This window comes from Pseudomonas sp. R5(2019) (assembly GCF_009905435.1).
Taxonomy (GTDB): Bacteria; Pseudomonadota; Gammaproteobacteria; order Pseudomonadales; family Pseudomonadaceae; genus Aquipseudomonas.
In genome coordinates this window covers 110,203-135,113 of the sequence record NZ_JAAAMT010000008.1, presented here as the reverse complement: position 1 = coordinate 135,113, position 24,911 = coordinate 110,203, and the positions used below count along the sequence as shown (strand labels likewise).

Genomic DNA, 24,911 nt, shown 5'->3' with positions numbered 1-24,911 from the left:
ATCCAAGACCTGCCCCCTCATTGCATAGGTGCAACCATGACTAGATCGATCAAGCGTTTGGCTTTCCTGTTCGCCGCGATGACCGTGGCGCACGACGCCCTGGCCGAGTGCACACCGGCTCATCAGTTCGAAACCCTGACCCCCGGCGTGCTGACCGTTGCCGCCTGGGTGTTTCCGCCCTACTCCGCTCCCGGGGCCGACGGCCAGTTGAGCGGGGTCGATGGCGAAATCATCAAGCGCATCGCGGCCCGAGAGTGCCTTGAGATCAAATCGACGGTCGTCGACCCTGCCGCCGTTATCCAGTCCATCATCGCCCGGCGGGCCGACGTCGGCATCGGCGACTGGTACCGAACCGCAGAGCGCGCCAAGGCCCTGGGCCTGTCCGCGCCGATGTACCTGGACATGATGGGGATTATCTCGCCCGAGGGCCACAGCACCATCGCGGCGCTTGAAGGCAAGCGCGTGGGCACGGTCCAGGGTTACCTCTGGGTCGCGGACCTGAAGAAAGTGCTGGGTGACAACCTGGTGCTCTACCCCAACCCGGTGGCCATGGCCCAGGACCTGGCCGCGAACCGTATCCAGGCGGGCGCCGACAGCTTTGCCGTGGGCGTCGCCTCACAGCAAAAGGGCGCCTACAAAGGCAGCACCATCAAAGTCGCCGAGCCGGACCCAAGGGTCAAGGCCACGCTGGAACCGGGCCAGACCGGGATTCCGCACACCAAGTCCAACACCGCGCTGGGGCAGGCATTGAGTGCGGACATCGCGGCCCTGCATGCCTCGGGCGAGGTTGCCGAGATCCTCGAATCGTTCGGGCTGGATCGCAAGGCGGCCGATGTAGGTGCACCGCGGCTGGTGGAATAAGCCACCGGTGGGGAGCTTTTGTGGGGCAAAGTCCAGAGACTAAGTGCCTGTACTGACGTCATCGCGAGCAAGCTTTGCCACAGTCCCCGCCTCAACATCGATGTGAAGGCAAGCTCTTGTGGGGGCGCGCTCGCGATGACGCCCACACAGTCGACGCTAATCCTGGTCAGGAGCAACAACCCATGGACCACCCTCAGGCAATGAAGCACCTCTCCCTGGAACAAGCCTTTGCGTTCGCGCAACAGCGCTGCCTGGCGCACGGCACCAGCGAGCCCGTGGCGTTATCACTTGCCCAGGCAACGGTGGACGCCGAAGCCCATGGATTGCCGGAAGTCGGCTTCTCGCACCTGGCCGACTACCTCGACGGGTTCGCCTGCTCACGCATACACCCGACAGTCGAACCAACCTTGACCCATCCCGCACCCGCCATGATTCGCTGCGACGCTCGCAAGGGCATCGCCCAGCTGGGTTTTGACCGCGCATTCATCCCGTTGCGCAACGCCGCACGACAATTGGGTATCGCGCTATTCGCCCAGCACAACGGCTTTACCTGCGGGGAACTGGGTTACTACACCCGACGCCTGGCCGATGAAGGCCTGGTGGGCCTGGGTTTCACCAACGGCCCACCGCTGCTGACCGTCAGCGGCCAGGGCCAGCCCATGTACTCGACCAATCCACTGGCGTTCGCGGCCCGCGCCGCCGACGGGCGCAAGGTGCTGCTCGACCAGTCCAGCAGTGCGACGGCATTCGTCAAGATCCTGAAGGCGGCTCACGCCAACGAGCCTATTCCGGCGGGATGGGCCGTCGACGCCCGGGGCCAGGAAACGCAGAACGCCCGCGACGCGTTGCAAGGCGCGCTACTGGCCTTTGGCGGCCACCGTGGGGCGAACATCGCGCTGATGATCGAAGTGCTGGCCGCCGGCATGACCGGCGCCAACTGGTCGCTGGACTCGGCCAGTTTTCGCCAGGGCAGCGAGTCGCCCGGCAGCGGTTTGTTGGTCATCGCCATCGCGCCGCATCTGCTCGACGAACACTTCGAACAACGCCTGGCGCAACAGCTAACGCGCCTGGAAGCCTTGGGGGTTCACCGGCCCGGCAAAGCCAAGGAAGAGGCATACGCCCGCGCCCGCCGGGAAGGTATCAAGCTGCCCTGGGGGCTGTATGAGCAGCTCGCATCAATGAGCTGAAGCACACACGAAACCTTCCAACGCTGATCCAGCGGGGTGGTGTACCTCTGGCTCATCATCTCTGGTCGCACGCCCAGTCAGGATGAGTGGGCACAATGGACGAGCGCAGCGTCCCCCTTCCGGCTTCCCCCGCGCTGGATGATCTTGTCCACCAGCGCCATCACTCGGAAGTTTCCGAATGGCTCAACACCAGTCGCACTTGAACGGCCCAAAGATGTTCACCACCTCGGACGTCATCGCACTCGGCGATGGGGACTCGAACGCTGTCGGTGGTTGCTGGCTCACGGAGGCAACGACACAGAAGCGTGCCCCACTAATGTGAGGCTATCGGGCTATCTATCAGATGCAGAGAATGCCACATCAGCTCTACCAAGATTGTTTCGACCCAAGTACCAAAGCGCACAGCCCAAATGAGTAGGAAAATTCCTCAAGAAATGCTCCGAGTGCTAAGCCCTAAAGCATTAAGGAGAATATGTCGCTCATGCGAACCGCCTTGGTACCCTTAAGCGACGGCTAAGAAAACGGTCGTTCAATATTGGCCGAACAGTCCCATACCGCACTAACCTATTGATTTTAAAATAGTTAAGTCATTGAAAATAAAAAAACAAGAAAGTTCTTGCACTGCTAGTTTTTTTTTGGTTGTCTGATAAAAAGCCATCTAGATCGAATGGAAGCACGCGTCATGTACGTCATGTATGTGAAGACCCGATCCGATATTTCTCCGGCTTGCACCCATCGTAGGCGTTGAGTAATACGCTCGCGTTAGATTCACATACTCGAACTATTTCAGTTAAAACAGTGACGTAACAATTTTAGGATTGTAACAAAAGCACACCCTAGATCCTATCCTGTATTACCGATGCTTGTCATCCAGTATGGAAGGCGGGGGCTATTACAACCAAAAAATATTGGATCCAATATACAAAACCAATCTGATAAACCACTGAGGCCAGCACATGAACGAAATCCTAATAAAGGTATCGAACTCTAAAGTTGGAGAGGAAACAGTCTCCATTTTAGATGGAGCAGTTGTCGTGCCAAAAAGCTATTTGCGCGAGAGGGTTTATCTAGACGATGAAAGCATCCTGATCGTTTCAGGCACATTAATTGAAGGGATTGGAACCGCACATTCTGATATTGATTGCATCGTACTTTGCGAAGACAGACCAAAAGCAAAGGACGTGGAATCTAGTGAGCATGCACTTGTGACAGATGCTAACTATCACTTCTTAGCAGGAAATGAAGAAGTTCATAACACCACGGACTTCTACGACAAAAGCGGGCTGCACATTGACACGGACTACATTACATTCGACGACGTCAAAAATATCATTTCCAAAATCGAAGTAGCATTTGATGAAATCTTTTCTGACCAACGCTTTTTGTACCACCCCATATTACTGGAGCGAGAAAACAACGTAATACATCGGTCTCTAACGGGTTATGCGCTGACCAACGAACTAAAATTTGAAGCTCTCAAACGGCTTTTACCAAGAGATAAGCATATCTATGTTGCACACCGTGAAAAGCTACCCGTTTTTTACGCATTCCAAGATGTTCAAGGGTGCTGGCAGTCTGGAAATTTATGGATGGGGTGCGAAATTACTCGCGACATGATGCTAAAAACAACGATGAGCCTAACCTATCTTACAGGTATTACGAACAAGCATCCTAAATGGGTCTACTCAAACATATATCGAATCAAAGGCCATGACGAGATAAAACAAAAATTTTTCGAGCTTTCCAGGCGCGGCGCAGTGAGCGAGGATGAATGTCGGCGCTATATCGAGGATGCACTTAGTTACATGGACATGGTGTTTGTCGCCATGCAGGGGCTTTTGTCGAAAAACAGCATTTATCCATCAACAGAGGTAGCCCTCGCCGCTTTAAATCATGAATTTAACAGCCGAAAGCAAACCGATCACAAAATATCAACCTGTGAATACTATTTTCGCAAAAAATTCTTTGCCGCTGACGACACACCTTCCTTGAATAGCCTGCTAAAAGAGTGGGACTGACAAGATGACCGCAATGAGAACAGTTACAAACTGCAACCGCATGGCGATAAATGCGGGAAGCTCTTCCATTAAAACCTCCATGTTCTTTCAGAGCAACAGAGTTGACATAAACATGAACTTCATCGGCCTGCCCCTCCAAACAGTTAAAGTCAAATTCAACGGACTTCCTGACTATAAGGACGAAGTTTATATTGCTGCTGTCGGGGACAATCTGGCAAAGGCCGCTGCATTAATAATTAATAAAGCACGGGATATCGCAAGGCAAATTGACTGGCCACCCCCTACAATAATCGGGCATCGTGTAAAATTTGCTGGATTTGGACCCCCGGTCGAAGAATTCAGCACGGAAAATGAACGTATTCTGGAATTTAACGACTACCTCAGCTCAAGGCACAACGCGCTTTGCCTCGAAATTTTCAGAAAAGCTAAGGAAATATTCTTTGGCTCAGCGCAACTCATGGTAAGAGATCAAGCCGTCAACGACTTGTCTCTTCATCATAAAGAGAAGACTCCATTTGAGAAGTCGTTAGTCAGACGCTATGGCTTGTACGCGAATGGTTACCACGGACTGGCCATTAAGGCCTGTATTCGAGAGCTCAAGGATCGATATGCTATCGAACATTTTGATGGGGTTATTTGCCAAGTTGGCTCAGGGGTTAGTTTTTCGACCATTTCAGGTGGGGACGTCTTATACAACAGCATGCGATTTGCAGCATGCGATGGCCCGATCATGCACAATCGATCAGGGACTCAACCTCCAGGCCTGGTTCTGCGCTTTCTAAAGTACGGTTTAAACCCATCATCGATTTCAAATATGTACAATCGCCTTAGTGGTATATATGGACTCGCCGACCTCTCCTCTAGCAGCACTATTACAGTTGAAGACATCCTAAGTCAGGAATCGTTTGAGCGCGCAAAAGATGCGTACTTAAAAGCCAATTCCATAGAGCTATTCAGGGCTATCACAGAATATCCTGAGTCATCAAATTTCGTGTTTTCTGGTGGCCTTGCTACAAAACACAGGTGGATAGGCCCCGAGTTGCTTTATCGTGCAAAGGTTATAACAGAAGAAGTTAAAGACAAGCTTAGCCAGCAATTGAGTGCTCCTGATATTTTTATCGCGAGCGAAAGAGGCATATGCATTTACATTATTGATATCGATGAACAGACTTGCATCTTGGACGAATGTAATTCTTTTGGAGAGAACCATAATCCTATCGATTTCTCCTCAGCCGTCTGTGAGGTGCCTGGGACTTCCGTCGGAGTAGTACATGAGGGGCATGCGGGATGGGGCGAAGGGAAAATATGTCTAAATTTAATAACTTCCGAATTCTCATTTGATCAAAAAAACTTACCTGAAGCATTCGTTTTTTGCGGCGCAGCCCGGGACGATTTTTTTCTAAGGGCCGCATTTGCCCGAAATTTTAAAATACCAGCAATCTTTATTAATCAAGATTCGATCAGTATTAATACCTTCCTAGGCAAAAAAATTTATATTGACACACCCACGAAAACGGCAATCAGGCTATGAGCATACGGCACACTAAATATCTCAAAGAGTTAAGACTTCTCGATCCAATTAGATCTATAGAAAACAGCCTCGAATGGCCTTCTATCAATAAACATAACAACCTGATAACCGATGACAATTTAGTCGAAACATTGGCTAACATTGCGAGTCTATTGGAGAAAAATCGCTACCAAGATGCTCTACCGCGAGCTTTGATGGCCGTGTTGTATTTAACAGGGCGGATCGTTGACGAACGCGATTCGTTGCGACGTGAAGGGTTCGCGATCAACCCTTTAGAGCAGGACCTACAACTTGCGCTTATTTTGCCTGGCGAAGAAGTTAATGGCCTCTCTATCAAATGGCCAGACCAACCAAAACAAACATCGATGCTCGGTGTTACGCGCCATGAATACGCAGAATGGATTCGCAACATTCTAGTGCAGCTCAACACCAACATAGCAATCAACAAAGGACATGACTCAACCCTTTCATTAGCCTCCCTGTCATTGGCGTACAGCGCACTCACATCCCTTATTATCAACTAAGTAAGCGTACAATTTATCGACTGCAGAATGGAGCCGTTATGAACAACGTGGGAAATTTATTGCACAACGCACCTACAGCGAAAAGACTAAACTACTTAAATGCTCATAGAATTGCCGAGTTATTTTATCGTCAAGTACTTGAAGCACATAACATCCCCCATAGCAAACCAATAAACAACTGTCTAGTTTTCTGCTTCTCGCATTTATCAACAACAGTAAACTTGAGCATTTGCAATCATTGGATGTCCGTTTTTGAAAATATCTATTTGATACCTAAGAAGGCATCATTAAATCCCAATCTTCTACGACACATTAGCAATCCCACCAGAATATTGAAAGCTCGCGATAGAATTGAATTCTATAAAACCCTCGTTGAGATAAAAAAAATCCTTAGAAACTCCGAGCTCCCCGTTATTTTTTTTGACATCGGTGGATATTTTGCGCCCTACATCGATGAACTATCGTTTTTATTGGGGGATCGGCTTCTGCTTGTGCTTGAGGACACTGCAAATGGACAAAGCAAATATATGCCCACTGCTTACTACAAAACCTCTGAGCGGTTCAAGTCCATGGCATATGATTCATATAAAATGGCGGAGAACGTGATGGTGGCCAATATTATATTGGCACACTTGCACTCATTTATTTCAGACTGGTCAATTTTCAAGCCAACGCTGGTAGTTGGATATGGCCGCATTGGGCGATCACTTTGCTTCGGACTCAGAGAAAGAGGCGTCAAAAACATTGTAGTTGTTGATGCCGATAAAGCTCGTCTCTTCATGGCCTCAACCGAGGGCTTTAAATCACTATCAGGAGCGGCACTGTCAGCCTATAAAAATAGTTTTGATTATTGCTTTTCCATGTCGGGCCATCACGGTGTTACAGATGCAGTAGTCTCAGCCATGAAGAATAACTCTTATATCGCCGTAGTCACTTCCTATGACGATGAATTTTCTGACAGCATAAGGGTAGCCTTTGAACTCGGCGATAGGGAATCACTTTACTGGAAAGGAAAAGAAATAAATATCCTTAACAAAGGAAGACCAATAAATCTGTCTGCATTTGCTGCCTTTGACGCAAGAAACTTATCTCTCCATTTTCTTTTTGGTCGAATATTTTCTACCTTTTTGAGCTCACTAGGACTGACGCTTTCCTCTGACTGGGAAGAAGATGTTTATTCCGGCATCCTCGAAGAGATACAGTTAAGGTAAGGATAGCATTATGATGATTGCTAAGCTGGCTGGCCCGTTGATTATTTCTCGACTGGGTGAGATGGTCTCATCATTTTTGTATCTTGCTTTCGTCGGCCACGTTATTCCAGATGCTCTTGGGCATGCGTCATTCGCATGGGCGCTCATCTCATTAGCAACTGTTGTCGGCATTGGTTTCTATTCAGTGTTGATCTTTGAGGTAGCGGGCACTCACAATGGCAGTAACTTACACATCATGTCCATTCTTAGCACGGCAGTGAAATTGGCTTTTTTTCTGGGTAGCTGTGTGACCTCAAGCGTTTTCTTGTACCTTATACTCTGCGCTAATGAACTGGAGAATCTACATAGCGATAGCGGCAAGGTAATGGCATTCATGTCTATGTCGATACCTGCAATTTATTTACAAATCGTAATCTTCAACTACTTCAATGCACTAAACCAGCCTAAGCTTGAGCTGTTTTTTGTATGGACTTTTAATATAGTATTTCTTCTGGCATGTTTGACACCTATTATTTTCGAGTCCAAAGTTAACATTATTGGCTTTGTTGCGACCTATGCTTTCATGCGCTGGGCCTTGGTTATAACCGCACTAGTACTTCTTAGCAAAAAACACAAAATAAAATTTTCATTGTATTTCTTGCAGGCCGTTTCCGCGAAACAATATAAGAATTTTATTCTCAAGGGAGCACCGTTTGCATTATGTTTCGGCGCAGAAAGCTTTCTATACTTCACTCTCTCTGTCATTGCAAAAAATATGGGTGCACCCGAGCTATCTGCGTACCAAGCATCCTTGCATTTCTTAAGTGTGATTTACATGATCTCGATTGGCGTCGGTAATGCAACAGCCATTTTGACAGCCAAGCCACATGTGGAGGGAAAAATAAGCGAGGTCAAAGCCAAATGTATTGAAGGGTTAATTTTTGGCGCGGTACTTCTAGTGCCATGCTTGTTTCTATGCCTATATTTTTCGGATTCAATCGCTCGCCTGTACAGCTCCGATGAAATGACAAAAACGCTGATAGCTGAAAATATAAAAATCGCGATTCCTTATTTAGTATTTGAATACGTTTACATTGTTATTAGAATGGTCCTGAGAAGCTTGGGCGATTATTGGCTCCCCACCATCCTCACCATAATCTGCCTAAATGTTCTAGGCTTAGCCGCCAGCTGGATTCTATTCGAATTTTATGAGCATAGCGTTAAGTCTATATTTGTGTCTTTGGTTGCATGTTCTTTTGTACTGATGCTGTTTTTGCTGTGGCGACTCAGTAATCGCTTCCACAAAACACCCATCATGGTGTCAAAACCAACACCCTAGACAAATGTATGCAGATAAATTTCAACTAATTAATTTATCATCTGTTTACAGGCAGGTTCTGAAAACTTCCCCGGAGCCAGCCCGTTCTAAGGAGTCATCCCCACCAGGACAACAGATCTAACTTCTTAGATGAAACTCGCCATCCAAATGTATGGCCTGTAAAAAAGCGCTGTCGTGAGAGATAACGATCAATGCGCCTTGGTACTGATTAAGCATCTGCTCCAGCGCAATTCGACTGGACAGGTCCAAATGGTTGTCAGGTTCGTCCAGCAGCAGCAATTGCGGTGGCCGCTGTGCATACAGCTGCGCAGCCAGCGCGATTTTCATACGTTCTCCGCCGCTCAAATGGCACGTCTTGAGAATCGCACGATCTGCATCAATTCCTATCTGCGCCAAGCGGGTTCGCGCCTCGGCTTCGGGCAACTCCGGGTTACTCTCGTAGAGCCATTGCACCGCCGTGCGTTCGGGATACTGTAATCCGGCATGTTGATCCAGCCAGCCAACATGGCAACTGCGTATGAGCTCGCCTTCGCGCACCGGCAGTTGACCCGCGATCACCTGCAACAGGGTCGACTTCCCGCTGCCGTTAGCGCCCAGGATTGCCATGCGCATAGGCCCCGTCAGCGTCAGATTGACAGGCACTGTGTACCCGAACGGAAGAACGACGTCGTTGAGCTGCAATATCAGCTTGCCATTGGGTACCATGCTTTCCGGGGACAGCATCATGCGCTGAATGTCCGGCGCACACCGTGCACGGGCCTCGGCGATACGTTGTTGTTGCTGCTCCCGGGCCAACTGTTGATTGAGGCGCAATTTTCCCTGACTGTTTTCACTGCGCTCTTTCTGTGCATTGGTGATCAGTCTGGTCTGATTGCCGTCGCGGGCCTGACGATCGCCGCGCGCATTACGCCGTTGCTGACGCTCCATCTGCACGACCATCTCGCGTTGCTCGCGCTTGGCCTTTGCCCGCTCACCTTGCAACGCCGACTGGAACGACTGCTGTTCTTGCTCTCGCGCCGCCACATACTGACTGTAATTGCCGCCATAGACCGCCAGCCCCAATGGCGAAAACTCGACGATTTCGCTCATGTGTTCCAAAAGGCCCCGGTCGTGGCTGATCAACACCAGACCGTTGGGCCAGCGATCGATCTGCTGCGCGAGCTTGTGTTGCTGATCAATATCCAGATGGTTGCTGGGTTCATCCAGAATGAGCCAGTCGGCCCTGGATAGCCACGCCCCCAGCAGCGCCACCCGTTGCCGTTCGCCACCACTGAGGGCGTCGGTGCGAGCGTCGACATTCAAATGGCCCAGACCGATCTGCTCCAGCTCCGCCTCAAGGCGAGTGGCACAATCCCATTGATCGACCGCCAGCGAATGGTCGTAATCGTCGATGCTGCCCTGAGCTATGCGATCCAGCGCCGCCAGAATATGGTCGACACCGGCCAGCGCGCCAACAGTGGGATAGCGCTCGGGTTCCAGTAACTGTGCCACGGCGTAAACCCGCCCTTCACGCCGGACGATGCCGCTGGTGGGCAACTGTTCCGCCGTCAGAAGCCGGCCAAGCAAGGACTTGCCACAGCCATTGGCACCCACGATGCCGGTAGTCCCTGCTCTGAAGGTGTGGTTCAAGTCATCGAACAGAACGCGCCCGTCGGGCAGGTTGAACGACACTTGATCAAGCTGAAGTAACCGTTGGGTCATAACGCTTCCTTAAACATTCGGCCAGACAGGCACTGAACAACTCCTTGTTGGTGCGCAACAGCGTCCGGCGGATGGGCAATCACCGTGAACACGGCGTCGGCCCACATCTGGAAAAAACCTTCAAACAGCATGCCGGCCCTGAAGGTGTAGCGCTTCCCCGACGGTTATATGAGCAGCTCGAATCAATGGGCTGAGCGCTTGAGCGGTCGCAGATATTCACCACCACCCGTTTCCCCTGCAAGCGATTTGCGGTGTGGTTGGCGAGCTCGGCAAGCAATTGGAGCGTCTGCAGTGATGACGGCGTGTTACCGGCTCAAGGCTCGTAGTCTTCTGGCGGCTCGAAGCATTCAATCTCGCCTCGCAGCCAAGGGTCGACCGTCTCGACTCTCAAGTCCAGTACGTAGGCTTGGAATTTTGGGTGCTTGTGAGCGTTAGGGCCGAACACCGATAACAGGAGGTAGCGGTTTTCGACGTTGTCATAGACGTAGAGCAGCCAACTGTCATGCGCTGCCTCCCACTCCTTGACGGTACGGTAGAACGGATCGGCGATCTCACTCCAGCGTGCCAGGATGACTGGGCTGTCCGTCAGTTGAACTTTGCCGAATGGCCTTTGCCATAGGGTGGCGTCGCGCCCCCAATAGACGGGATGGTCGCCGCATACCTTGAAGTTGTAGAAGTCGATGTAGAGATCATGCCACGTCGGCAGCTGCATAAAGCGATTCGTCAAAAAGACGCGAGCATGCGGCACATACGCTCACTTAGAGGCCGGTAGCTTCCCGGACTCGATGTAATACTGGAACTGGGCATCCCCGACTTTCGCAGCCTCTTTGACGACTACGATCGGATCGCGGGTAGACTTCTTCACTCGACGCTTGGGCTTCGCCTGGGACGACGAGAGGTCCGCGCGGTCAGCTAAATGCAACATATGGAATCCCTCCTTGCGGGGTTCTTGCTGGCAATTCTAGGCCCAGACTCGTTTCTAAGCAACGAACCCACCAAGAAGCAAAAGCGTTCAGGGGCGCTCTTCTATTACCGGGCGTTGCATCGGTAGCCACGCCTGTCCATGAAGCCGACAAATCGGTGAAGCATTCAATTTTATTTTTACGTCTGATTCGCGTATGCGTTTCCGCTGATTTTTTCTGGACTATATTTTGGAAGATTGTCCTGAACGCTCAGGTCGGAGCCCTGACGCCCTATCCGTCTGCGATTGAGCAGGGAGCACCGAGAGCAGCCTCACGAGTACGAGCGCATGGGCAAAAACTCGCTGCTGGCTCTCGGTGTAATGCTGGGTATTTTTACGGTGAACGCCGTGGTCACCGGAATACTTTTCTTCTGGATGCTGCGATAAAACCAGGCAGCACACCGCTAACGCCTGGCCCTCACCATCAGATTCACTCCAGCCCCTTCCCGCGCCGTATCAAAATAGGTGAACCCGCTGCCATTGGGCATGCGTCCGCTGCCCAGCACCGGCAGCCCGGCCTCCTCGGCTGCCGCCTGGGCCGTGTCGCAATCGGCCACGCTGAAGCCCAGATGAAAGACCCCTTCTCCACGGGTCTCTAGAAAGGTTCGCTGCGGCGTTACCCCCTCTCCCGGCTGGCACAGCTGGATCTGGACATTGTCCAGCTCCGCGAACCTGTACCTGAGGTTGAGAAGGCCCTCGCGCTCATACCCGGTGGTCTCGAAGCCCGCCAGCGACGGGAAGTCTGTCCACGGCCCAATGCCCATGGACTGGTAATACGCCACCGCCTGTTCAAGGTCGCGAACGACGATGCAGACATGGTGCAGCGTGCGAAAGATATTCAGATCAACCACGTATTGCCCTCCCTTTCAACGGTGTGTGTAACGGTCGGCTGCCGAGTCATGGTCCTGGTCGGCCGTCGGGTTCCACTGGAAGCCCGAGCGTGCCTTCACACCGGGTTTCAAGCGCTGGTCGGTGCCGTAGTCTTCCCATGGGTGGAAGAACAACGGCTCGGTGCTGTCCAGTTGGTCCAGGCGTTCGGCGTAGTCGGCCAGGTAACCTTCGCGTTCCTCGGCGGACATCCGCGCCGGCATCCAGGCCACGAACGGCGGCAGTACCTCGAACCCCAGGTAGCGGAAGATACCGTTATGGATCGGCCAGAGAATATGGTTCATCGCCCCGTCGATCCCGTCCGGCTCATAGAGGCTGGCGGCGGTACCGGTGGTGGTGCAGATCATCGCCCGGCGGCCCTTGAACAGGCCGCTGTCGTACTTGCGCCCGGTGGCGTAGGCAAAGCCACGGGTCATGGTGCGATCAACCCAGCCCTTGAGGATCGCCGGCATGCCGAACCACCACATCGGGAACTGGAAGATGATGGTGTCGCACCACAACAGCTTTTCCTGCTCCTGGGCCACCACCGGGCACGAGCCCGCGCCTTGGAACATGTGTTCTTGCTCGGCCGACAGGTCGAGATAATTCGGGTTCAGCCGAGGGCCGGTAAAGTCCCCCTGGCCCAGATCCGCCTTCCAGTTGATGCGGTACAGGTCACTGACCTTCACCTCATGCCCAGCGGCCGTCAGCGCCGTCACGGCCCTGTCCTTCAGGGCGCCATTGAACGAGTTGGGCTCCGGGTGGGCGAAGACGATCAGTACTTTCATGTGAACACTCCAAAAACGGATAAAACGCTGCGTTGCTCATAGTGGAAGGCATGCAGACGGCTGTCTTGCATGCTTTCGGCAGGTTTATGCGGAATTTCGCACAGTCTTCAGCGGTGCGCGTCGCTGCCCAGCAGCGCTTCACGGAAGCGGCTGCGCAGGTACGGGCCATCACGCGGCGGCAGTGCGGTCGGCTCCGGGTCGGTGGTGACTTTGACGGTGACCTGGACGGGGCCTGCGCCATTGCGGATCAGGTCCAGGCTTTCTTCAAGCTCAGCCTCGGTGCGGATCAACCGGGTCTGGCCGAACCCGACGGCCTTTGACACTTCGCAGATGCTGACGCCACGTCCGGCGTGAGCAGGCTGCATACCGGTCTCGGCATAGTGTTCGTTGTCGATCACCACCACCGTCAGGTTGGCCGGTTTGTGCACCGCCACGGTCGCCAGTGAGCCGAGGCCCATCATCATTTCGCCGTCACCGACAAACACGATCACCCGCTTGCGCGGTTGTGCCAAGGCCAGGCCCAGGCCGACCATGACCGCGCCGCCCATGGCGCCCCAGAGGTAGAAGTTCTGCGCACAGTCGCCTGCCGCCGCGACGTCGAAGGTCGGGTTTCCCAGGCTGGTGATGGCCAGCGCTTCGCCGCGCTGTTCAAGGATGCGCGCGACCACTGCACGGCGGTTCAACGATGCGTTATTCAAAGACATGGGCTGCTTCTCACTTGTTGAAATTTTTAGTGCCGATGACACGTTGGGCAATCAGAACCGCGACCATCCGCCCGGTCTGGTAGGCAAAGCGCGCTCCGGCGGCCACCGTCTGGCTGATCTGGTCGGCCGAATCGGCGCGGTAGACATGCACGCCCGAGGCTTCGAGCACTTGCTCGGTGGACTTGCCCATCGCCACCTGCCACGGGTTGAACTCCCCCCACTCGCCGCGCATGGTCACGATCATGATCAAGGGGATGCGCGTCTCGTGTTGCAGCGAGAGCATGTTGATGCAGTTACCCACACCACTCGATTGCAGCAACAGCACGCCACGCTGGCCGCCGATCCAGGCGCCGGCGAGCTGGGCGACGCCCTCCTCCTCGGTGGTCAGCGATACCGAATGAATCTCCTCGTCGGCTTCGCACAGCTGGATCAGCTTGCTGTGGCCGGCATCGGGTACGTACACCACTTGGCGCACGTCAAGCTCCTTGAACTCTGCGTAGATTTGCTCGGGCCAGTTGATCTGTGTCATTGACGTTACTTCCGTTGGTTGGGTCGTGGGTTCGGTTCAAAGGGTTGCCGCGCGGCTCAATACACCACCGACTCGACGATGGGCCGGCGCGCCGCGATGCGCTCATAGCCGAGCGGCGAAAGGTCCAGGCTGCGGTAACGGCCGTGGGTAATCAGTTCGGCGACCGCGCGCCCGGTGGCCGGCGAATGCATCACGCCATGGCCGGAAAAGCCGGTGGCAAAAATGAAGTTGCCCAGCGTCGGGTGGGCGCCGACCACGCCGTTGTGGTCGAGCAGGTTCACCTCGTAATGGCCGGCCCAGGCGCGCTGAACGCGCAGCTGCTCCATGGCCGGGATGCGGTGGGCGAGCAGCGGCCAGAGGGTTTCTTCGAGCAGGTAGTGATCGGGTTCGAAGTCGTCGCTGGCCTCCGCATCCCGTGCGGGTTCAGGGGCAATGCCGCAGATGAAACCGTCACCTTCAGGGCGGATCCACATCCCTGAGTTGTCGAACAGCATCGGGAACCCCGTGCCGGCGAGCGGCGCCTTGATGTGGAACACCGTGCGCTTGCGCGGCTCCACCGGCAGCTGAATATCCAGCCAACCGGCGACCTTGCCGCCGGCCGCCCCCGCCGCATTGACACACCAGTCGCAGGCCAGGGTCTGGCCTGCGGCCAACTTCACAGCGCTGACCTTGTCGCCCGCCGTGGTGAAGCCTGTGGCCTCGCCCTGGACATACTCGACACCCAGTCGCCGGGCCTCGCGCCGCACGCATTGCAACAGCGCCCAGGCATCGAACCAGCCTTCGTTGGCGGTGCCAAAGGTGCCAATCCCCACGTCTTCGACGTTCAACCACGGGAAACGCTGGCGGGCACCGGCCGGGTCGAGAATATCGACCTGGGCGCCGTGACCGATCTGCATCAGCGCGTTGTTGCGCTGGCTATCGGCATGCTCTGGCGAGCCCAGGATCAGGTAGCCGCGCTCTTCAAAACCAATATCGGCGTCTTCGCCAAACCACTGTTTGATGTCCTTGAACACCTGGGCGCTGAACAGGCTCATGCCAATGTTGAACGGGCAGCCGAACTGGGTACGGATCGAGGCCGCCGACAACGCGGTCGAGGAAAACTGGTAGGTGCTGTCGCGTTCGACCACCTTGATCGAACCGCTGAAACCTTCCTTGCGCAGAAAGAACGCGACAAAACTGCCGATGACGGCGCCACCAATGATGACGACGGTTTCCGAAGTTTGATTCATGTGCACACCTTGTCGATTGAATGTCATGCCCGCGCGGCCTGGGTCGGTTTCACGTGCCCGCCCTCAAGGTAAGCGGCGCGAACTTCGGCGCTCTGGGCCAGCTCGCGCCCCGTGCCTTGCATCACGATTGCACCGTGCTGCAGGACGTAGGCCCGGTGGGCTACTTTCAAGGCCTGGCTGGCGTTCTGCTCGACCAGCAAAATGGTCATGCCCAGTTCCTGGTTCAGCCGCTCGATGATCTGGAACACCTTCTGGATGTAGATCGGCGCCAGACCCAGCGACGGCTCATCGAGCAGCAGCAACTGCGGATGGCTCATCAAGGCCCGGGCGATTGCCAGCATCTGCTGTTCGCCGCCGGACAAGGTCCCGGCGTTTTGCTGGCGGCGGATTTCAAGGATCGGGAAGAGCGTGTACATCCGCGCCAGGTCCGCTTCGAGTAGCGCCGGGTCGGTGAAGATCGAGCCCATCAGCAGGTTTTCCAGCACCGTCATGCGCGGGAAAATCCGCCGCCCTTCCGGCGCGATGGCGATCCCCAGACGCGAGATGTCATGGGGCTTGAGGCCCTGCAACGGCTGGCCGAGGAACAGGATCGAGCCCTGGGACACACCGGGCGTGCCGAGGATGCTGGTCATCAATGTTGATTTGCCGGCACCGTTGGCACCGATCAAGGTGACGATTTCGCCCTTGGCCACGCTCACATCGATACCCCGCAGGGCATGCACATGGCCGTAATGGGCGTGAACGCCTTGCATCTGCAGCATCATGCGACCTCCCCTTGGGCATCGGTGTCCGGGCTGCCCAGGTACGCCGCGATCACTTGCGGGTCGTTCTGGATCTGCTGCGGGGTACCCTCGGCGATCTTCTTGCCGTAGCAAAGCACGTGGATATGGTCGGAGATATTCATCACCACGCTCATGTCATGCTCGATCAGCAACACACTCAGGCCGGTGCTGCTGACCAATTGCTGCAGGTAGTCGTTGAGCTCGGCGGATTCGCGCGGGTTCAGGCCGGCGGCCGGTTCATCCAGGCACAGCAGCACGGGGTCGACGCACATGGCCCGGGCCAGCTCGACCTTGCGTTGCACCCCGTACGGCAAGGCCCCGGCCGGCAAGTCGGCAAACGGCTCCAGTTTCAGCGAGCGGATATTGACCAACGCCTTTTCCACCGCGGCCTCTTCGGCGCGGCGGTAGTTGCCCAGGCCGAGCAGGCCTGCGACGGAGAACCCCGACGCCCGTTGCAGCGCGTTGTGCTGGGCCACGATCAGGTTTTCCAGCACGGTCATCTTCGGGAACAGGCGGATATTCTGAAACGTGCGCACCACCCCGGCCTTGCTCGCCACTTCGGTGCTGTCGAGGGTTTCCAGGCGCAACTCGCCATGCACCGGGTGAGCCATGCGCAAGGTGCCGCCGCTGGGTGTGTAGAAACCGGTCAGGCAGTTGAACAAGGTGGTCTTGCCGGCGCCGTTGGGGCCGATCACCGAAGTGATCGCCGCCTGCCTGACGTCCAGCGACAGCCCCTCGATGGCCTTGATGCCGCCAAAGCTCATGTCCAGGTCCTGGACGCTTACCAGAGTCTTATTCATCCGCCAGTCTCCAGGTTGCGGGGGCGCGTGCCAGGCGCCGTTTCAGGTAGTCGATGAGGCGAATGCTCGGTTCGCGGGCCGAGAGGATGCCGCCTGGCCGCCAGACCATGATCAGCACCATGGCCGCGCCAAACAGCAGCATCCGATACTCGGAAAAGTTGCGCCCAAGCTCGGGCAGCAACACCAGCACCAGCGCCGCCAGCACCACTCCCAACTGGCTGCCCATGCCACCGAGCACCACGATTGCCAGCACAATCGCGCTTTCGTTGAAGGTGAAACTTTCCGGCGAAATAAAGCCCTGCCGCGCGGCGAAGAACACCCCCGCCAGCCCCCCGAGCATCGCTCCCAGGGCAAAGGCCGAGAGCTTGACGCGGGTCACGTTGATCCCCAGCGCCCGGCAGGCAATCTCGTCTTCGCGCATGGCCTCCCAGGCCCGCCCGGCCGGCAGTTTGCGCAAGCGCAGCACCAGCACGTTGGTCAGGATCGCCAGGGCGAAGATGAGGTAGTACAGGAAGATGATCCGGTGCTGGTTGGAGTAGTCCAGGCCAAAGAAGCTTGCGAATATTGTCTGCTCGGTACTCGACGAAAACGGCAGGCCGAAGAAGCTGGGCCGAGCGATCGAGGAAATACCGTTGGGGCCACCGGTGAGCTCGGTCCAGTTGATCAGCACCAGGCGAATGATCTCGCCAAAACCCAGGGTGACGATGGCCAGGTAGTCGCCACGCAGACGCAAGGTGGGATAGCCAAGCAACAGGCCGAAGCTCGCCGCCAGGGCGCCCGCCAGCGGCAGGCACGCCCAGAACGACAGTCCCAGGTACTGGGACAACAGCGCATAGCTGTACGCCCCCACCGCGTAGAACGCCACGTAGCCAAGGTCCAGCAGCCCGGCAAGGCCCACCACCACGTTCAGCCCCCATCCGAGCATCACGTAGATCAACACCGTGGTGGCGATATCGACGATGTAGCGATCACCGGAGAACAGGATCGGCAGCAACAAAGCACCTGCAAAGGCGATCCAGCCAAGCGACAAGGTGATCGGCAGCGGCTTGCGTGCCACCGGCAAGGGGGCAGGCTTCGATGCCCGCTTGCGTTGCAGCGCACCGAGCAGCGTGGTTTGCAGCAGGCGCAAGACAAACACCGCCGCCACCACCATCGCCAACAACGGCCAACGGGTCTGCAGTTGCAGCTGGCCGCCGAAGTCCTGGGTGTTGATGCCGATCAGCGGAATGCCCAGCACCAGCCCGACCAGCGCGATTTTCAAGGCATCGCGAAGCCTCCCGGGCAGCGCGGCGCCGGGGTTTGATTGAAGAATACGCATCAGACTTTCTCCACTTCCGGACGGCCCAGCAGCCCGGACGGTTTGATCAGCAGCACCAGAATGAGGATCGCGAAGGTCGCCACATCCTTGTATTCGGCAGAAAAGTAGCTACCCCAGAACGACTCGATCAGGCCGATCAAAATGCCCCCGAGCATCGCCCCCGGCAGGGAACCGATGCCGCCCAGTACCGCCGCGGTAAAGGCCTTGATGCCGACCAGAAAGCCGATGCTGAAATCCACCACCCCGTAGTACATCGTCACCATTACGCCCGACACGGCCGCCAATGCCGCGCCAATCATGAAGGTCAGGGAAATGATCCGGTCGACGTTCACGCCCAGAAAGCCGGTCATCAGGCGGTCCTGTTCACAGGAGCGCTGCTGGCGGCCGAACGAGGTCCGGGTAAGCAACCAGGTGAAGGCAGCGAGCAGCAGCAAGGTGGTGGCAACGATCAGAATCTGCACATACGAGATGTAGATCGCCGGACCACTGCCCGCGCCAAACTCGATGCCGCCGGGAATCACCGGGGCAATCGCCTTGACCCGCGCGCCCTGGCTCAGTTGCACGAAGTTCTGCAGGAAGATCGACATGCCGATCGCCGAAATCAGCGGCGCCAGCCGCGACGATCCGCGCAGCGGACGGTAGGCCGTACGTTCCACGGCCCAGCCGTACATCGAGGTAAAGGCGATGGTCACCAGCAGCACGCAGACAATGGCCAGTGGTACCGAGCTGATACCCAGCGCCGTCATCAAGGCAAAGCCTGCGATGGCGATAAAGGCGCTGATCATGAAGATCTCGCCGTGGGCGAAATTGATCATGCCGATGATGCCGTAGACCATGGTGTAGCCAATCGCGATCAGTCCGTAGACGGCACCGAGCGTGAGCCCGTTGATGAGTTGTTGAATCGCTAGAAACATGAAACCTACTCCCGGTATCGGTTGCTGCTGAATCGACGCTTTCTGTCGCATCCCCCTGTAGGAGCGGACCTGGCCGCGATGGGCCGCGTAGCGGCCCCCAGGGCTGCTGCGCACCCCATCGCGGCTGAAGCCTGCTCCTACCCGGTTCAGCCCTTCAGTTGGCGTAGCCGTACTGGGTGCCCGACCAGCGATACACCACATAGCCGGGCTGGGTGATGTCGCCCTTGCGGTCAAAGCTCAAGGGGCCAACCACGGTGTCGTAGGCACCCTCGCCCAAGGCGCTGCGAATGCCCTCGAGCCGGGTGGTCCTGGCCCGCTCGGCCGCCTGGGCGAACAGCTGGACGGTGGCGTAGGAATAGAGGGTGTAGCCTTCGGGCTCGATATTGGCCTTGCGGAAATTGGCCACCACCTGGGCCGCCTCGGCGTTCAGCCGTGGGTCGGGGCCGAAGGTGAACAACACGCCATCGGCGGCCTGGCCTGCGGCCATCAGCAGCTCGGAGTTGGTCAGCGTGTCGCCGCCAATCACCTTCAGCTTCAGGCCGGCTTGTGACGCCTGGCGAAGGATCATGCCAAGCTCGGTGTAGTAACCGCCGAAGGCCAGCACCTCGATGCCGCCCGCCTTGAGCTTGCTGATCAGGCCGTTGTAATCCTTCTCGCCGGCGGTGATCGACTCACGCAGGGCGATCACGACATTGCGGGCCTTGAGCCCCTTGCCGATTTCATCGGCCAGGCCCTTGCCATAGGCGCTCTTGTCGTCAATCACGGCGATTTTCTTGCCGGCAAAATGGCTCGCCAGGTAGTCGGCGGCCACAACCCCCTGTTGGTCGTCGCGCCCCACCACCCGAACGATATTGTTCAGGCCGCGCTCAGTGACTTGCGGGTTGGTGGAGATGGTCGCCATCGGAATCGATTCGTCGGCGTAGACTTCGGACGCCGGCATGGTGGAGCTGGAGCAATAGTGTCCATCCACAAAGATGACGCCCTTGTTGACGAAGGTATTGGCCACCGACACCGCCTGCTTGGGGTCGCAGACATCGTCACCGACAATCAGCTTGAGCGGCTGGCCAAGCACGCCGCCCTTGGCGTTGATGTCGTCTACCGCCATTTGTGCGCCATTGCGCATCTGTTGGCCGCCGGAAGCGTAAGGGCCGGTCATGGGGCCGGCGACGCCGATCAGCAGATCAGCACTCGCGCCCTGGGCAAACAGCCCCGCCAGGCTGGCCATGCACAGGCCCAACGGCAAAATTCGCATGTTCATATCGCCTTCTCCAACTCAATTTGTTGTTGTCTGTTTTCCCGGGCGTGGGCCTGGGATGAAATACGGATCGGCAGTGATAAGCGTGGCTGCGCGCAGGCTTTGCCCTGTGCGTCAGCAGCGGAACGGGTTTTTGCTTTTAGCAGTCCGCGCAAGATCAATTCTGCGGCCAGTGCGCCCCCATGGCTTGAATCCACGGGCGCAGGTTCTTGCGGTTTTTTGCATAGTGAGCCATTGCGCCGCAGAAGTGCCCAGGCGGGTTTTCAGCTGTTACAGTGGCGAGGCGACAACCGCCGCGGCGGCGGGATTCAGACAACCCTAAAGGGGGTAACGATTCATGCTCGAAGGCACAGCGCTGCTGCACTGGCTGGACCAGGACCTGGACTTGCTCGGCAAGATTTTCGATCGCATGCCCGATGTGATGTTCTATGTGAAGGACACCCAGGGCCGCTATGTGATGGTCAACCAGACACTGGTCAAGTACAGCGGTCGGCGCAACAAGGAAGCGGTGATTGGCTGGACGGCCGATGAAGTGTTCCCGGTCACCGGCTACAGCACCATGGCCCATGATTTGAATGTGATGCAGACCGGCAAGGAGTTGATCGACTCACTGCGGCTGTTCTTTTCGCCGGACGGGCACAAGCAATGGTGCCTGAGTTCCAAGTACGGCATTTTCGGCAACCAGGCGCAGGCGACCGGGTTGGTGGGTATTTCGCGGATCCTGCCCAAACCGGACGAAAAAAATTCGGCCTACAAACGGCTGATGCAATTTCTTGATCTGGTGCGAGACAACATTGGCCAGCCGCTGCTGATTTCCGATATCGCCCGCCAGGTCAATCTGTCGGTCGACACCCTGGAGCGTCTGACCAAGGAAGTGTTCCAGCTCACGCCCAAGCAGATCCTGCTCAAGGCCAGGATTGATAAAGCCTGCGAGTTGCTGGAGTCCTCCGCGATGAGCATTACTGACATCGCCAGCGAATGCGGCTATTCGGACCACAGCGCCTTCAGCCGGCAATTCAAGGCCGCCTCCCATTGCACGCCCCAGCAGTATCGGCTCAATGCCAAATCCGCAACGCCCGCCCGGTAGGGGGTAGGAGCAACTGTTCGTAGGAGTCCGCCCCGCCTCTTTGAGGCTGCGCTGTCGCGCAGAGAACATGCCGATAAATCGGCAAAAAATTTATCTTTAAAAATCAATGAGATAAATTTTGTTCTATGAGAGCCAGGCAGTTAAGGCACAGAACATGTGGGAGCGGATTTATCCGCGAATGAACGATGACGCGCAATGCCTGACAAACCGCGGTGCCTGGATTCGCGGATAAATCCGCTCCCACAGGGTTTGTGTCGTTCAATGCCTTAACTGACTGGCATTGGGGCGAGTCCATGTAATTACAGTTCGCGCTCACAGGCCGCCAGCAGGATGCAGGTGGCAATCACCTGGGCCGCCAGCGCCAGCTGATCGCCAGGCGGCGACGACGGGGCGATGCGCAGGTGCTTGTCGTCCGGGTCGCGGCCTTCGACAAAACTGGCCCCTGCCGTGGTCATCTGCACGCCGCACGCCCTGGCCAGCTCTACCACTCGCCGCGCCGTGCCGGGCAGGCCATCGACGCTGATGAAGTAGCCGCCGCGCGGTTCGCTCCAGCGCGCCACGGCCCAAGGCCCGAGCACCTCCTTGAAGACCTGGTTCACCGCCTCGAAGCGCGGCGTCAGTATCCGTCGATGCGCTCGCATCAAGGCCTTGATGCCTTGTTGGTCTTTGAGGAAGCGCACATGCCGCAGCTGGTTGAGCTTGTCCGGCCCGACACTGCGCAAGGCCTCATGCCCCAGCCACCAACGCACATTCGCCGCCGAGCTGCCGAACAGCGCAAGCCCGGCACCGGCGAAAGTCATTTTCGAGGTGGAGGCGAACACCAGCGCCCGGTTCGGATGGCCGTGCTGCGCGCACAAGGTCGAAATATTGGCGATTTCAACTTCATCGTCGGTCAGGTGATGGCTGCCATAAGCGTCATCCCAGAACAGGCGAAAATCCGCTGCGGCAGTCGGCATCCGCGCCAGCGCCTCGACCACTTCATGGCTGTAGACCGCACCGGTCGGGTTGCTGTACTTGGGCACGCACCACATGCCCTTGACCGCCGGGTCCTGGACCCAGCGCTCAACCTCGGCCAGGTCTGGACCGTCATCCCCCATGGCCACCGGAATCAGGCGAATACCGAAATGCTCGCAGATCGCGAAATGCCGGTCATAACCGGGTGACGGGCACAGAAACGCAATCCCGCCCTCGACCTGGCCCCAGGGTGTGGTCGAATCACAGGTGCCCGCGCGCAGGGCATAGGCGATGCAATCGTGCATCAGCGCCAGGCTGGAATTGCCATCGACCACCACCTGCTCGGCCGGCACGCCGAGCAACGGCGCAAACAGCGCGCGGGCTTCGGGCAAGCCCTGCTGGCCCATATAGTTGCGGCAATCGGTGCCGTCGGCGGCCCGGTAGTCAGACAGTGTCAGCAGCGCGTTGGAGAGGTCCAGCTGCTCTGCCGACGGCACGCCGCGGGCCATGTTGATGGAAAGCTTCAGACTGCAGAAATGCTGGTAGCGGGTCAGCAGCCCGTCGTGCAACTGGCGCAGCCGTTCGCGGGTCTGCTCGCGTAATGGGGTCATGGTCGCTCCTCAAGCTCGAACAGCGGCTGGGCGAAGCCGATCAATTCGCCTTCGCTGGCCAGCACCCGGGCGATGACCCCGGCCTGCTCGGCCAGCACCGGTTGCAACAGCGTGCCGGTCTGCAAGAACGCCAACACCTGCCCGGCAGTAACGCTGGTTCCGGCGGTCACGCACGGCTCGCGACGCTGCGGGTGGGTCAAGCGCAAATGCCCAAGCCCCGTGGCGTTCAACGTCGGCGGCGGCGCAACTGCCAGTGCGACAGGCGCCGTCAGCGCCTGACCACCGGGCATCAGCCGCAGGCAGGCACCTGCCTGTTCGAACTCGAACGCACGCAAGGCGCGCTTGTTCAGCATCTGCACAACCTGTTCGATAAAGTCCGGGGTCATAGTCATTCCTCCCGATCGGGGTGTGGGGCCTGGGCCAAAAAGCGCTCCAGGTGGTGAATGTCGAAGCCTGAGGCGACGAAGCCCGGCTCGTCCATCAGCCGCTGATGCAAGGCGATAGTGCTGCTGATGCCCGCAAGCGTTGCCTCGGACAGCGCGCCGCGCATGCGCACGATGGCCTGTTCACGGGTGTCGCCATGGGCCAGGAACTTGGCAACCAGCGAGTCGTAATACGGCGGCACCGAATAGCCGTCGTACAGATGCGTATCGATGCGGATGCCCGGCCCGGCCGGCGCGATCCAGCGGCTGACCTTGCCTGGGGTCGGGCTGAAACTGACCGGGTCTTCGGCGTTGATTCGGCACTCGATGGCATGGCCACGCAAGCGGATATCGTCCTGGCGCAAGGTCAACGGATGCCCCAGCGCCACCAACAGCTGCTCACGAACAATATCGACGCCGGTGACCAGCTCGGTGACCGGGTGCTCGACCTGAACCCGGGTGTTCATTTCGATAAAGTAGAACTGACCGTCCTCATAGAGAAACTCGAAGGTGCCGACACCGCGATAAGCAATGGCCTTGCACGCGTCGACACAGCGCGCGCCGATGGCGGCAATGGCCTCGCGGGCAATGCCGGGTGCCGGCGATTCCTCGATGATTTTCTGGTGGCGGCGTTGCATCGAACAGTCCCGCTCACCCAGCCAGACAGCGTTGCCGAAACGGTCCGCCAGCACCTGGATTTCAATATGCCGGGGATGCTCGAGAAATTTCTCCAGGTACACCTCGGGGTTGCCGAAGGCGCGCCCGGCTTCCTCGCGGGTCATGGCGACCGCTTCGAGCAACAATTGCGGCTCACGGACAATGCGCATGCCGCGCCCGCCGCCACCGCCGGACGCCTTGACGATCAACGGGTAACCGCAGGCTTCACCCAGACCAAGAATCTGGTCGGGGTCCTGGGGCAAGGCCCCGGGTGAGCCGGGTACACAGGGCACACCGGCTTCGAACATGGCTTGCTTGGCCGAGACTTTGTCACCCATCAACCGAATCGAGGCCGACTCGGGGCCGACAAACACCAGCCCCGCGTCTTCCACAGCGCTGGCAAAATCGGCACTTTCGGCCAGAAAACCGTAGCCGGGGTGGATCGCGTCGGCACCGGTCAACTCGGCGGCCTGGAGGATGCGCGGCACGTTCAGGTAGCTCTGGGCGGCGGCTGCCGGGCCGATGCACAGCCGCTGATCGGCCAGCGCCACATGACGAAGATTGGCATCGGCTTGCGAATGCACCGCGACCGTACGCAGGCCCAGGTCACGGGCTGCCCGCAGGATGCGCAAGGCAATTTCGCCACGGTTGGCGATCAATAGCGTATCGAACAAGGGTTGGG

The 24,911-nt window shown here is 57.0% G+C and carries 23 protein-coding genes; 8 read left to right on the top strand and 15 right to left on the bottom strand.

The genetic code is table 11. From position 1 onward, the window contains the following. Nucleotides 1-36: 36 nt before the first annotated feature. The 7 genes from GUY40_RS07935 to GUY40_RS07905 all read left to right on the top strand — a co-directional run bounded on the left by GUY40_RS07935 (nt 37) and on the right by GUY40_RS07905 (nt 8,650). On the top strand, nt 37-861 hold the full coding sequence (locus tag GUY40_RS07935) for an ABC transporter substrate-binding protein (protein ID WP_166568400.1): 825 nt from the start codon (nt 37-39) through the stop codon (nt 859-861). Nucleotides 862-1,043: 182 nt separating this feature from the next. After that, the gene (locus GUY40_RS07930; RefSeq protein WP_166568399.1) at nt 1,044-2,048 is read left to right on the top strand and encodes an Ldh family oxidoreductase; all 1,005 of its coding nucleotides are present in this window, start codon (nt 1,044-1,046) and stop codon (nt 2,046-2,048) included. Between the two features lie 956 nt (nt 2,049-3,004). Further along, nucleotides 3,005-4,066 (top strand): hypothetical protein, encoded by a 1,062-nt coding sequence (locus tag GUY40_RS07925; protein ID WP_166568398.1) that lies wholly within the window; start codon nt 3,005-3,007, stop codon nt 4,064-4,066. A gap of 4 nt (nt 4,067-4,070) precedes the next feature. Further along, nucleotides 4,071-5,597, top strand: coding sequence for a hypothetical protein (locus GUY40_RS07920; RefSeq protein ID WP_166568397.1), 1,527 nt, complete (start codon nt 4,071-4,073; stop codon nt 5,595-5,597). Next, entirely contained in the window at nt 5,594-6,121 is a 528-nt protein-coding gene (locus GUY40_RS07915; RefSeq protein WP_166568396.1) for a hypothetical protein, read from the top strand. Before GUY40_RS07920 ends, GUY40_RS07915 begins: the two co-directional genes overlap by 4 nt. Nucleotides 6,122-6,159: 38 nt before the next feature. Further along, nucleotides 6,160-7,332 carry an NAD-binding protein gene (locus GUY40_RS07910; protein WP_166568395.1) on the top strand — a complete coding sequence of 391 codons (1,173 nt, stop codon included), beginning with the start codon at nt 6,160-6,162 and terminating at the stop codon, nt 7,330-7,332. A gap of 10 nt (nt 7,333-7,342) precedes the next feature. After that, nucleotides 7,343-8,650: an MATE family efflux transporter gene (locus GUY40_RS07905; protein WP_166568394.1), complete on the top strand. Its 1,308-nt coding sequence runs from the start codon at nt 7,343-7,345 to the stop codon at nt 8,648-8,650. 117 nt (nt 8,651-8,767) lie between these two features. On the opposite strand, the gene GUY40_RS07900 is transcribed toward GUY40_RS07905, so the two are convergent. From GUY40_RS07900 to GUY40_RS07845, 12 genes are all read right to left on the bottom strand, one after another. Next, the gene (locus GUY40_RS07900; RefSeq protein ID WP_166568393.1) at nt 8,768-10,351 is read right to left on the bottom strand and encodes an ATP-binding cassette domain-containing protein; all 1,584 of its coding nucleotides are present in this window, start codon (nt 10,349-10,351) and stop codon (nt 8,768-8,770) included. A gap of 313 nt (nt 10,352-10,664) precedes the next feature. After that, nucleotides 10,665-11,063: a hypothetical protein gene (locus tag GUY40_RS07895; protein ID WP_166568392.1), complete on the bottom strand. Its 399-nt coding sequence runs from the start codon at nt 11,061-11,063 to the stop codon at nt 10,665-10,667. A gap of 653 nt (nt 11,064-11,716) precedes the next feature. After that, nucleotides 11,717-12,163 (bottom strand): VOC family protein, encoded by a 447-nt coding sequence (locus tag GUY40_RS07890; RefSeq protein ID WP_166568391.1) that lies wholly within the window; start codon nt 12,161-12,163, stop codon nt 11,717-11,719. Between the two features lie 15 nt (nt 12,164-12,178). Beyond that, complete coding sequence (locus GUY40_RS07885; protein WP_166568390.1) at nt 12,179-12,967, bottom strand: NAD(P)H-dependent oxidoreductase; 789 nt, start codon at nt 12,965-12,967, stop codon at nt 12,179-12,181. A gap of 107 nt (nt 12,968-13,074) precedes the next feature. After that, nucleotides 13,075-13,671, bottom strand: coding sequence for a thiamine pyrophosphate-dependent enzyme (locus tag GUY40_RS07880; RefSeq protein WP_166568389.1), 597 nt, complete (start codon nt 13,669-13,671; stop codon nt 13,075-13,077). 10 nt (nt 13,672-13,681) lie between these two features. After that, nucleotides 13,682-14,200, bottom strand: coding sequence for a thiamine pyrophosphate-binding protein (locus tag GUY40_RS07875; RefSeq protein WP_166568388.1), 519 nt, complete (start codon nt 14,198-14,200; stop codon nt 13,682-13,684). Nucleotides 14,201-14,256: 56 nt separating this feature from the next. Then, nucleotides 14,257-15,429 carry an FAD-binding oxidoreductase gene (locus GUY40_RS07870; protein ID WP_166568387.1) on the bottom strand — a complete coding sequence of 391 codons (1,173 nt, stop codon included), beginning with the start codon at nt 15,427-15,429 and terminating at the stop codon, nt 14,257-14,259. Between the two features lie 23 nt (nt 15,430-15,452). Continuing rightward, nucleotides 15,453-16,190, bottom strand: coding sequence for an ABC transporter ATP-binding protein (locus GUY40_RS07865; protein WP_166568424.1), 738 nt, complete (start codon nt 16,188-16,190; stop codon nt 15,453-15,455). Then, nucleotides 16,190-17,011, bottom strand: a complete 822-nt coding sequence (locus tag GUY40_RS07860) for an ABC transporter ATP-binding protein (RefSeq protein ID WP_166568386.1) — start codon at nt 17,009-17,011, stop codon at nt 16,190-16,192. The genes GUY40_RS07865 and GUY40_RS07860 overlap by 1 nt, the downstream gene beginning before the upstream one ends. Continuing rightward, a complete protein-coding gene (livM, locus tag GUY40_RS07855) occupies nt 17,004-18,296 on the bottom strand; it encodes a high-affinity branched-chain amino acid ABC transporter permease LivM (protein ID WP_371924745.1) in 1,293 nt (430 codons plus the stop codon). Before livM ends, GUY40_RS07860 begins: the two co-directional genes overlap by 8 nt. A 32-nt stretch (nt 18,297-18,328) precedes the next feature. After that, nucleotides 18,329-19,243 (bottom strand): branched-chain amino acid ABC transporter permease LivH, encoded by a 915-nt coding sequence (locus GUY40_RS07850; RefSeq protein WP_166568384.1) that lies wholly within the window; start codon nt 19,241-19,243, stop codon nt 18,329-18,331. 154 nt (nt 19,244-19,397) lie between these two features. Then, nucleotides 19,398-20,501 carry a branched-chain amino acid ABC transporter substrate-binding protein gene (locus GUY40_RS07845; protein ID WP_166568383.1) on the bottom strand — a complete coding sequence of 368 codons (1,104 nt, stop codon included), beginning with the start codon at nt 20,499-20,501 and terminating at the stop codon, nt 19,398-19,400. A gap of 334 nt (nt 20,502-20,835) precedes the next feature. Here GUY40_RS07845 and GUY40_RS07840 point away from each other — a divergent pair, with 334 nt between their 5' ends. Beyond that, nucleotides 20,836-21,585 carry a helix-turn-helix domain-containing protein gene (locus GUY40_RS07840; protein WP_166568382.1) on the top strand — a complete coding sequence of 250 codons (750 nt, stop codon included), beginning with the start codon at nt 20,836-20,838 and terminating at the stop codon, nt 21,583-21,585. Nucleotides 21,586-21,884: 299 nt separating this feature from the next. Here the strand turns inward: GUY40_RS07840 and GUY40_RS07835 are convergent, their stop codons facing one another. The 3 genes from GUY40_RS07835 to accC are packed head-to-tail and all read right to left on the bottom strand — an operon-like array spanning nt 21,885 to nt 24,903. Then, nucleotides 21,885-23,150 carry an aminotransferase class I/II-fold pyridoxal phosphate-dependent enzyme gene (locus GUY40_RS07835; RefSeq protein WP_166568381.1) on the bottom strand — a complete coding sequence of 422 codons (1,266 nt, stop codon included), beginning with the start codon at nt 23,148-23,150 and terminating at the stop codon, nt 21,885-21,887. Then, complete coding sequence (locus GUY40_RS07830; protein WP_166568380.1) at nt 23,147-23,536, bottom strand: acetyl-CoA carboxylase biotin carboxyl carrier protein subunit; 390 nt, start codon at nt 23,534-23,536, stop codon at nt 23,147-23,149. The genes GUY40_RS07835 and GUY40_RS07830 overlap by 4 nt, the downstream gene beginning before the upstream one ends. Nucleotides 23,537-23,538: 2 nt before the next feature. Continuing rightward, complete coding sequence (gene accC, locus GUY40_RS07825) at nt 23,539-24,903, bottom strand: acetyl-CoA carboxylase biotin carboxylase subunit (protein WP_166568423.1); 1,365 nt, start codon at nt 24,901-24,903, stop codon at nt 23,539-23,541. Between the last annotated feature and the right edge of the window lie 8 nt (nt 24,904-24,911).

Bases quoted from the DNA above. Each gene is read 5' to 3' on its own strand.
- GUY40_RS07915 (WP_166568396.1), top strand. From the start codon at position 5,594: ATGAGCATACGGCACACTAAATATCTCAAAGAGTTAAGACTTCTCGAT.
- GUY40_RS07860 (WP_166568386.1), bottom strand. From the start codon at position 17,011: ATGAATAAGACTCTGGTAAGCGTCCAGGACCTGGACATGAGCTTTGGC.
- GUY40_RS07905 (WP_166568394.1), top strand. From the start codon at position 7,343: ATGATGATTGCTAAGCTGGCTGGCCCGTTGATTATTTCTCGACTGGGT.
- GUY40_RS07900 (WP_166568393.1), bottom strand. From the start codon at position 10,351: ATGACCCAACGGTTACTTCAGCTTGATCAAGTGTCGTTCAACCTGCCC.
- GUY40_RS07920 (WP_166568397.1), top strand. From the start codon at position 4,071: ATGACCGCAATGAGAACAGTTACAAACTGCAACCGCATGGCGATAAAT.
- GUY40_RS07880 (WP_166568389.1), bottom strand. From the start codon at position 13,671: ATGTCTTTGAATAACGCATCGTTGAACCGCCGTGCAGTGGTCGCGCGC.
- GUY40_RS07870 (WP_166568387.1), bottom strand. From the start codon at position 15,429: ATGAATCAAACTTCGGAAACCGTCGTCATCATTGGTGGCGCCGTCATC.
- GUY40_RS07930 (WP_166568399.1), top strand. From the start codon at position 1,044: ATGGACCACCCTCAGGCAATGAAGCACCTCTCCCTGGAACAAGCCTTT.
- GUY40_RS07935 (WP_166568400.1), top strand. From the start codon at position 37: ATGACTAGATCGATCAAGCGTTTGGCTTTCCTGTTCGCCGCGATGACC.
- GUY40_RS07925 (WP_166568398.1), top strand. From the start codon at position 3,005: ATGAACGAAATCCTAATAAAGGTATCGAACTCTAAAGTTGGAGAGGAA.
- GUY40_RS07875 (WP_166568388.1), bottom strand. From the start codon at position 14,200: ATGACACAGATCAACTGGCCCGAGCAAATCTACGCAGAGTTCAAGGAG.
- GUY40_RS07845 (WP_166568383.1), bottom strand. From the start codon at position 20,501: ATGAACATGCGAATTTTGCCGTTGGGCCTGTGCATGGCCAGCCTGGCG.
- GUY40_RS07895 (WP_166568392.1), bottom strand. From the start codon at position 11,063: ATGCAGCTGCCGACGTGGCATGATCTCTACATCGACTTCTACAACTTC.
- GUY40_RS07840 (WP_166568382.1), top strand. From the start codon at position 20,836: ATGCTCGAAGGCACAGCGCTGCTGCACTGGCTGGACCAGGACCTGGAC.
- GUY40_RS07835 (WP_166568381.1), bottom strand. From the start codon at position 23,150: ATGACCCCATTACGCGAGCAGACCCGCGAACGGCTGCGCCAGTTGCAC.
- GUY40_RS07865 (WP_166568424.1), bottom strand. From the start codon at position 16,190: ATGCTGCAGATGCAAGGCGTTCACGCCCATTACGGCCATGTGCATGCC.
- GUY40_RS07850 (WP_166568384.1), bottom strand. From the start codon at position 19,243: ATGTTTCTAGCGATTCAACAACTCATCAACGGGCTCACGCTCGGTGCC.
- GUY40_RS07830 (WP_166568380.1), bottom strand. From the start codon at position 23,536: ATGACCCCGGACTTTATCGAACAGGTTGTGCAGATGCTGAACAAGCGC.
- GUY40_RS07885 (WP_166568390.1), bottom strand. From the start codon at position 12,967: ATGAAAGTACTGATCGTCTTCGCCCACCCGGAGCCCAACTCGTTCAAT.
- GUY40_RS07910 (WP_166568395.1), top strand. From the start codon at position 6,160: ATGAACAACGTGGGAAATTTATTGCACAACGCACCTACAGCGAAAAGA.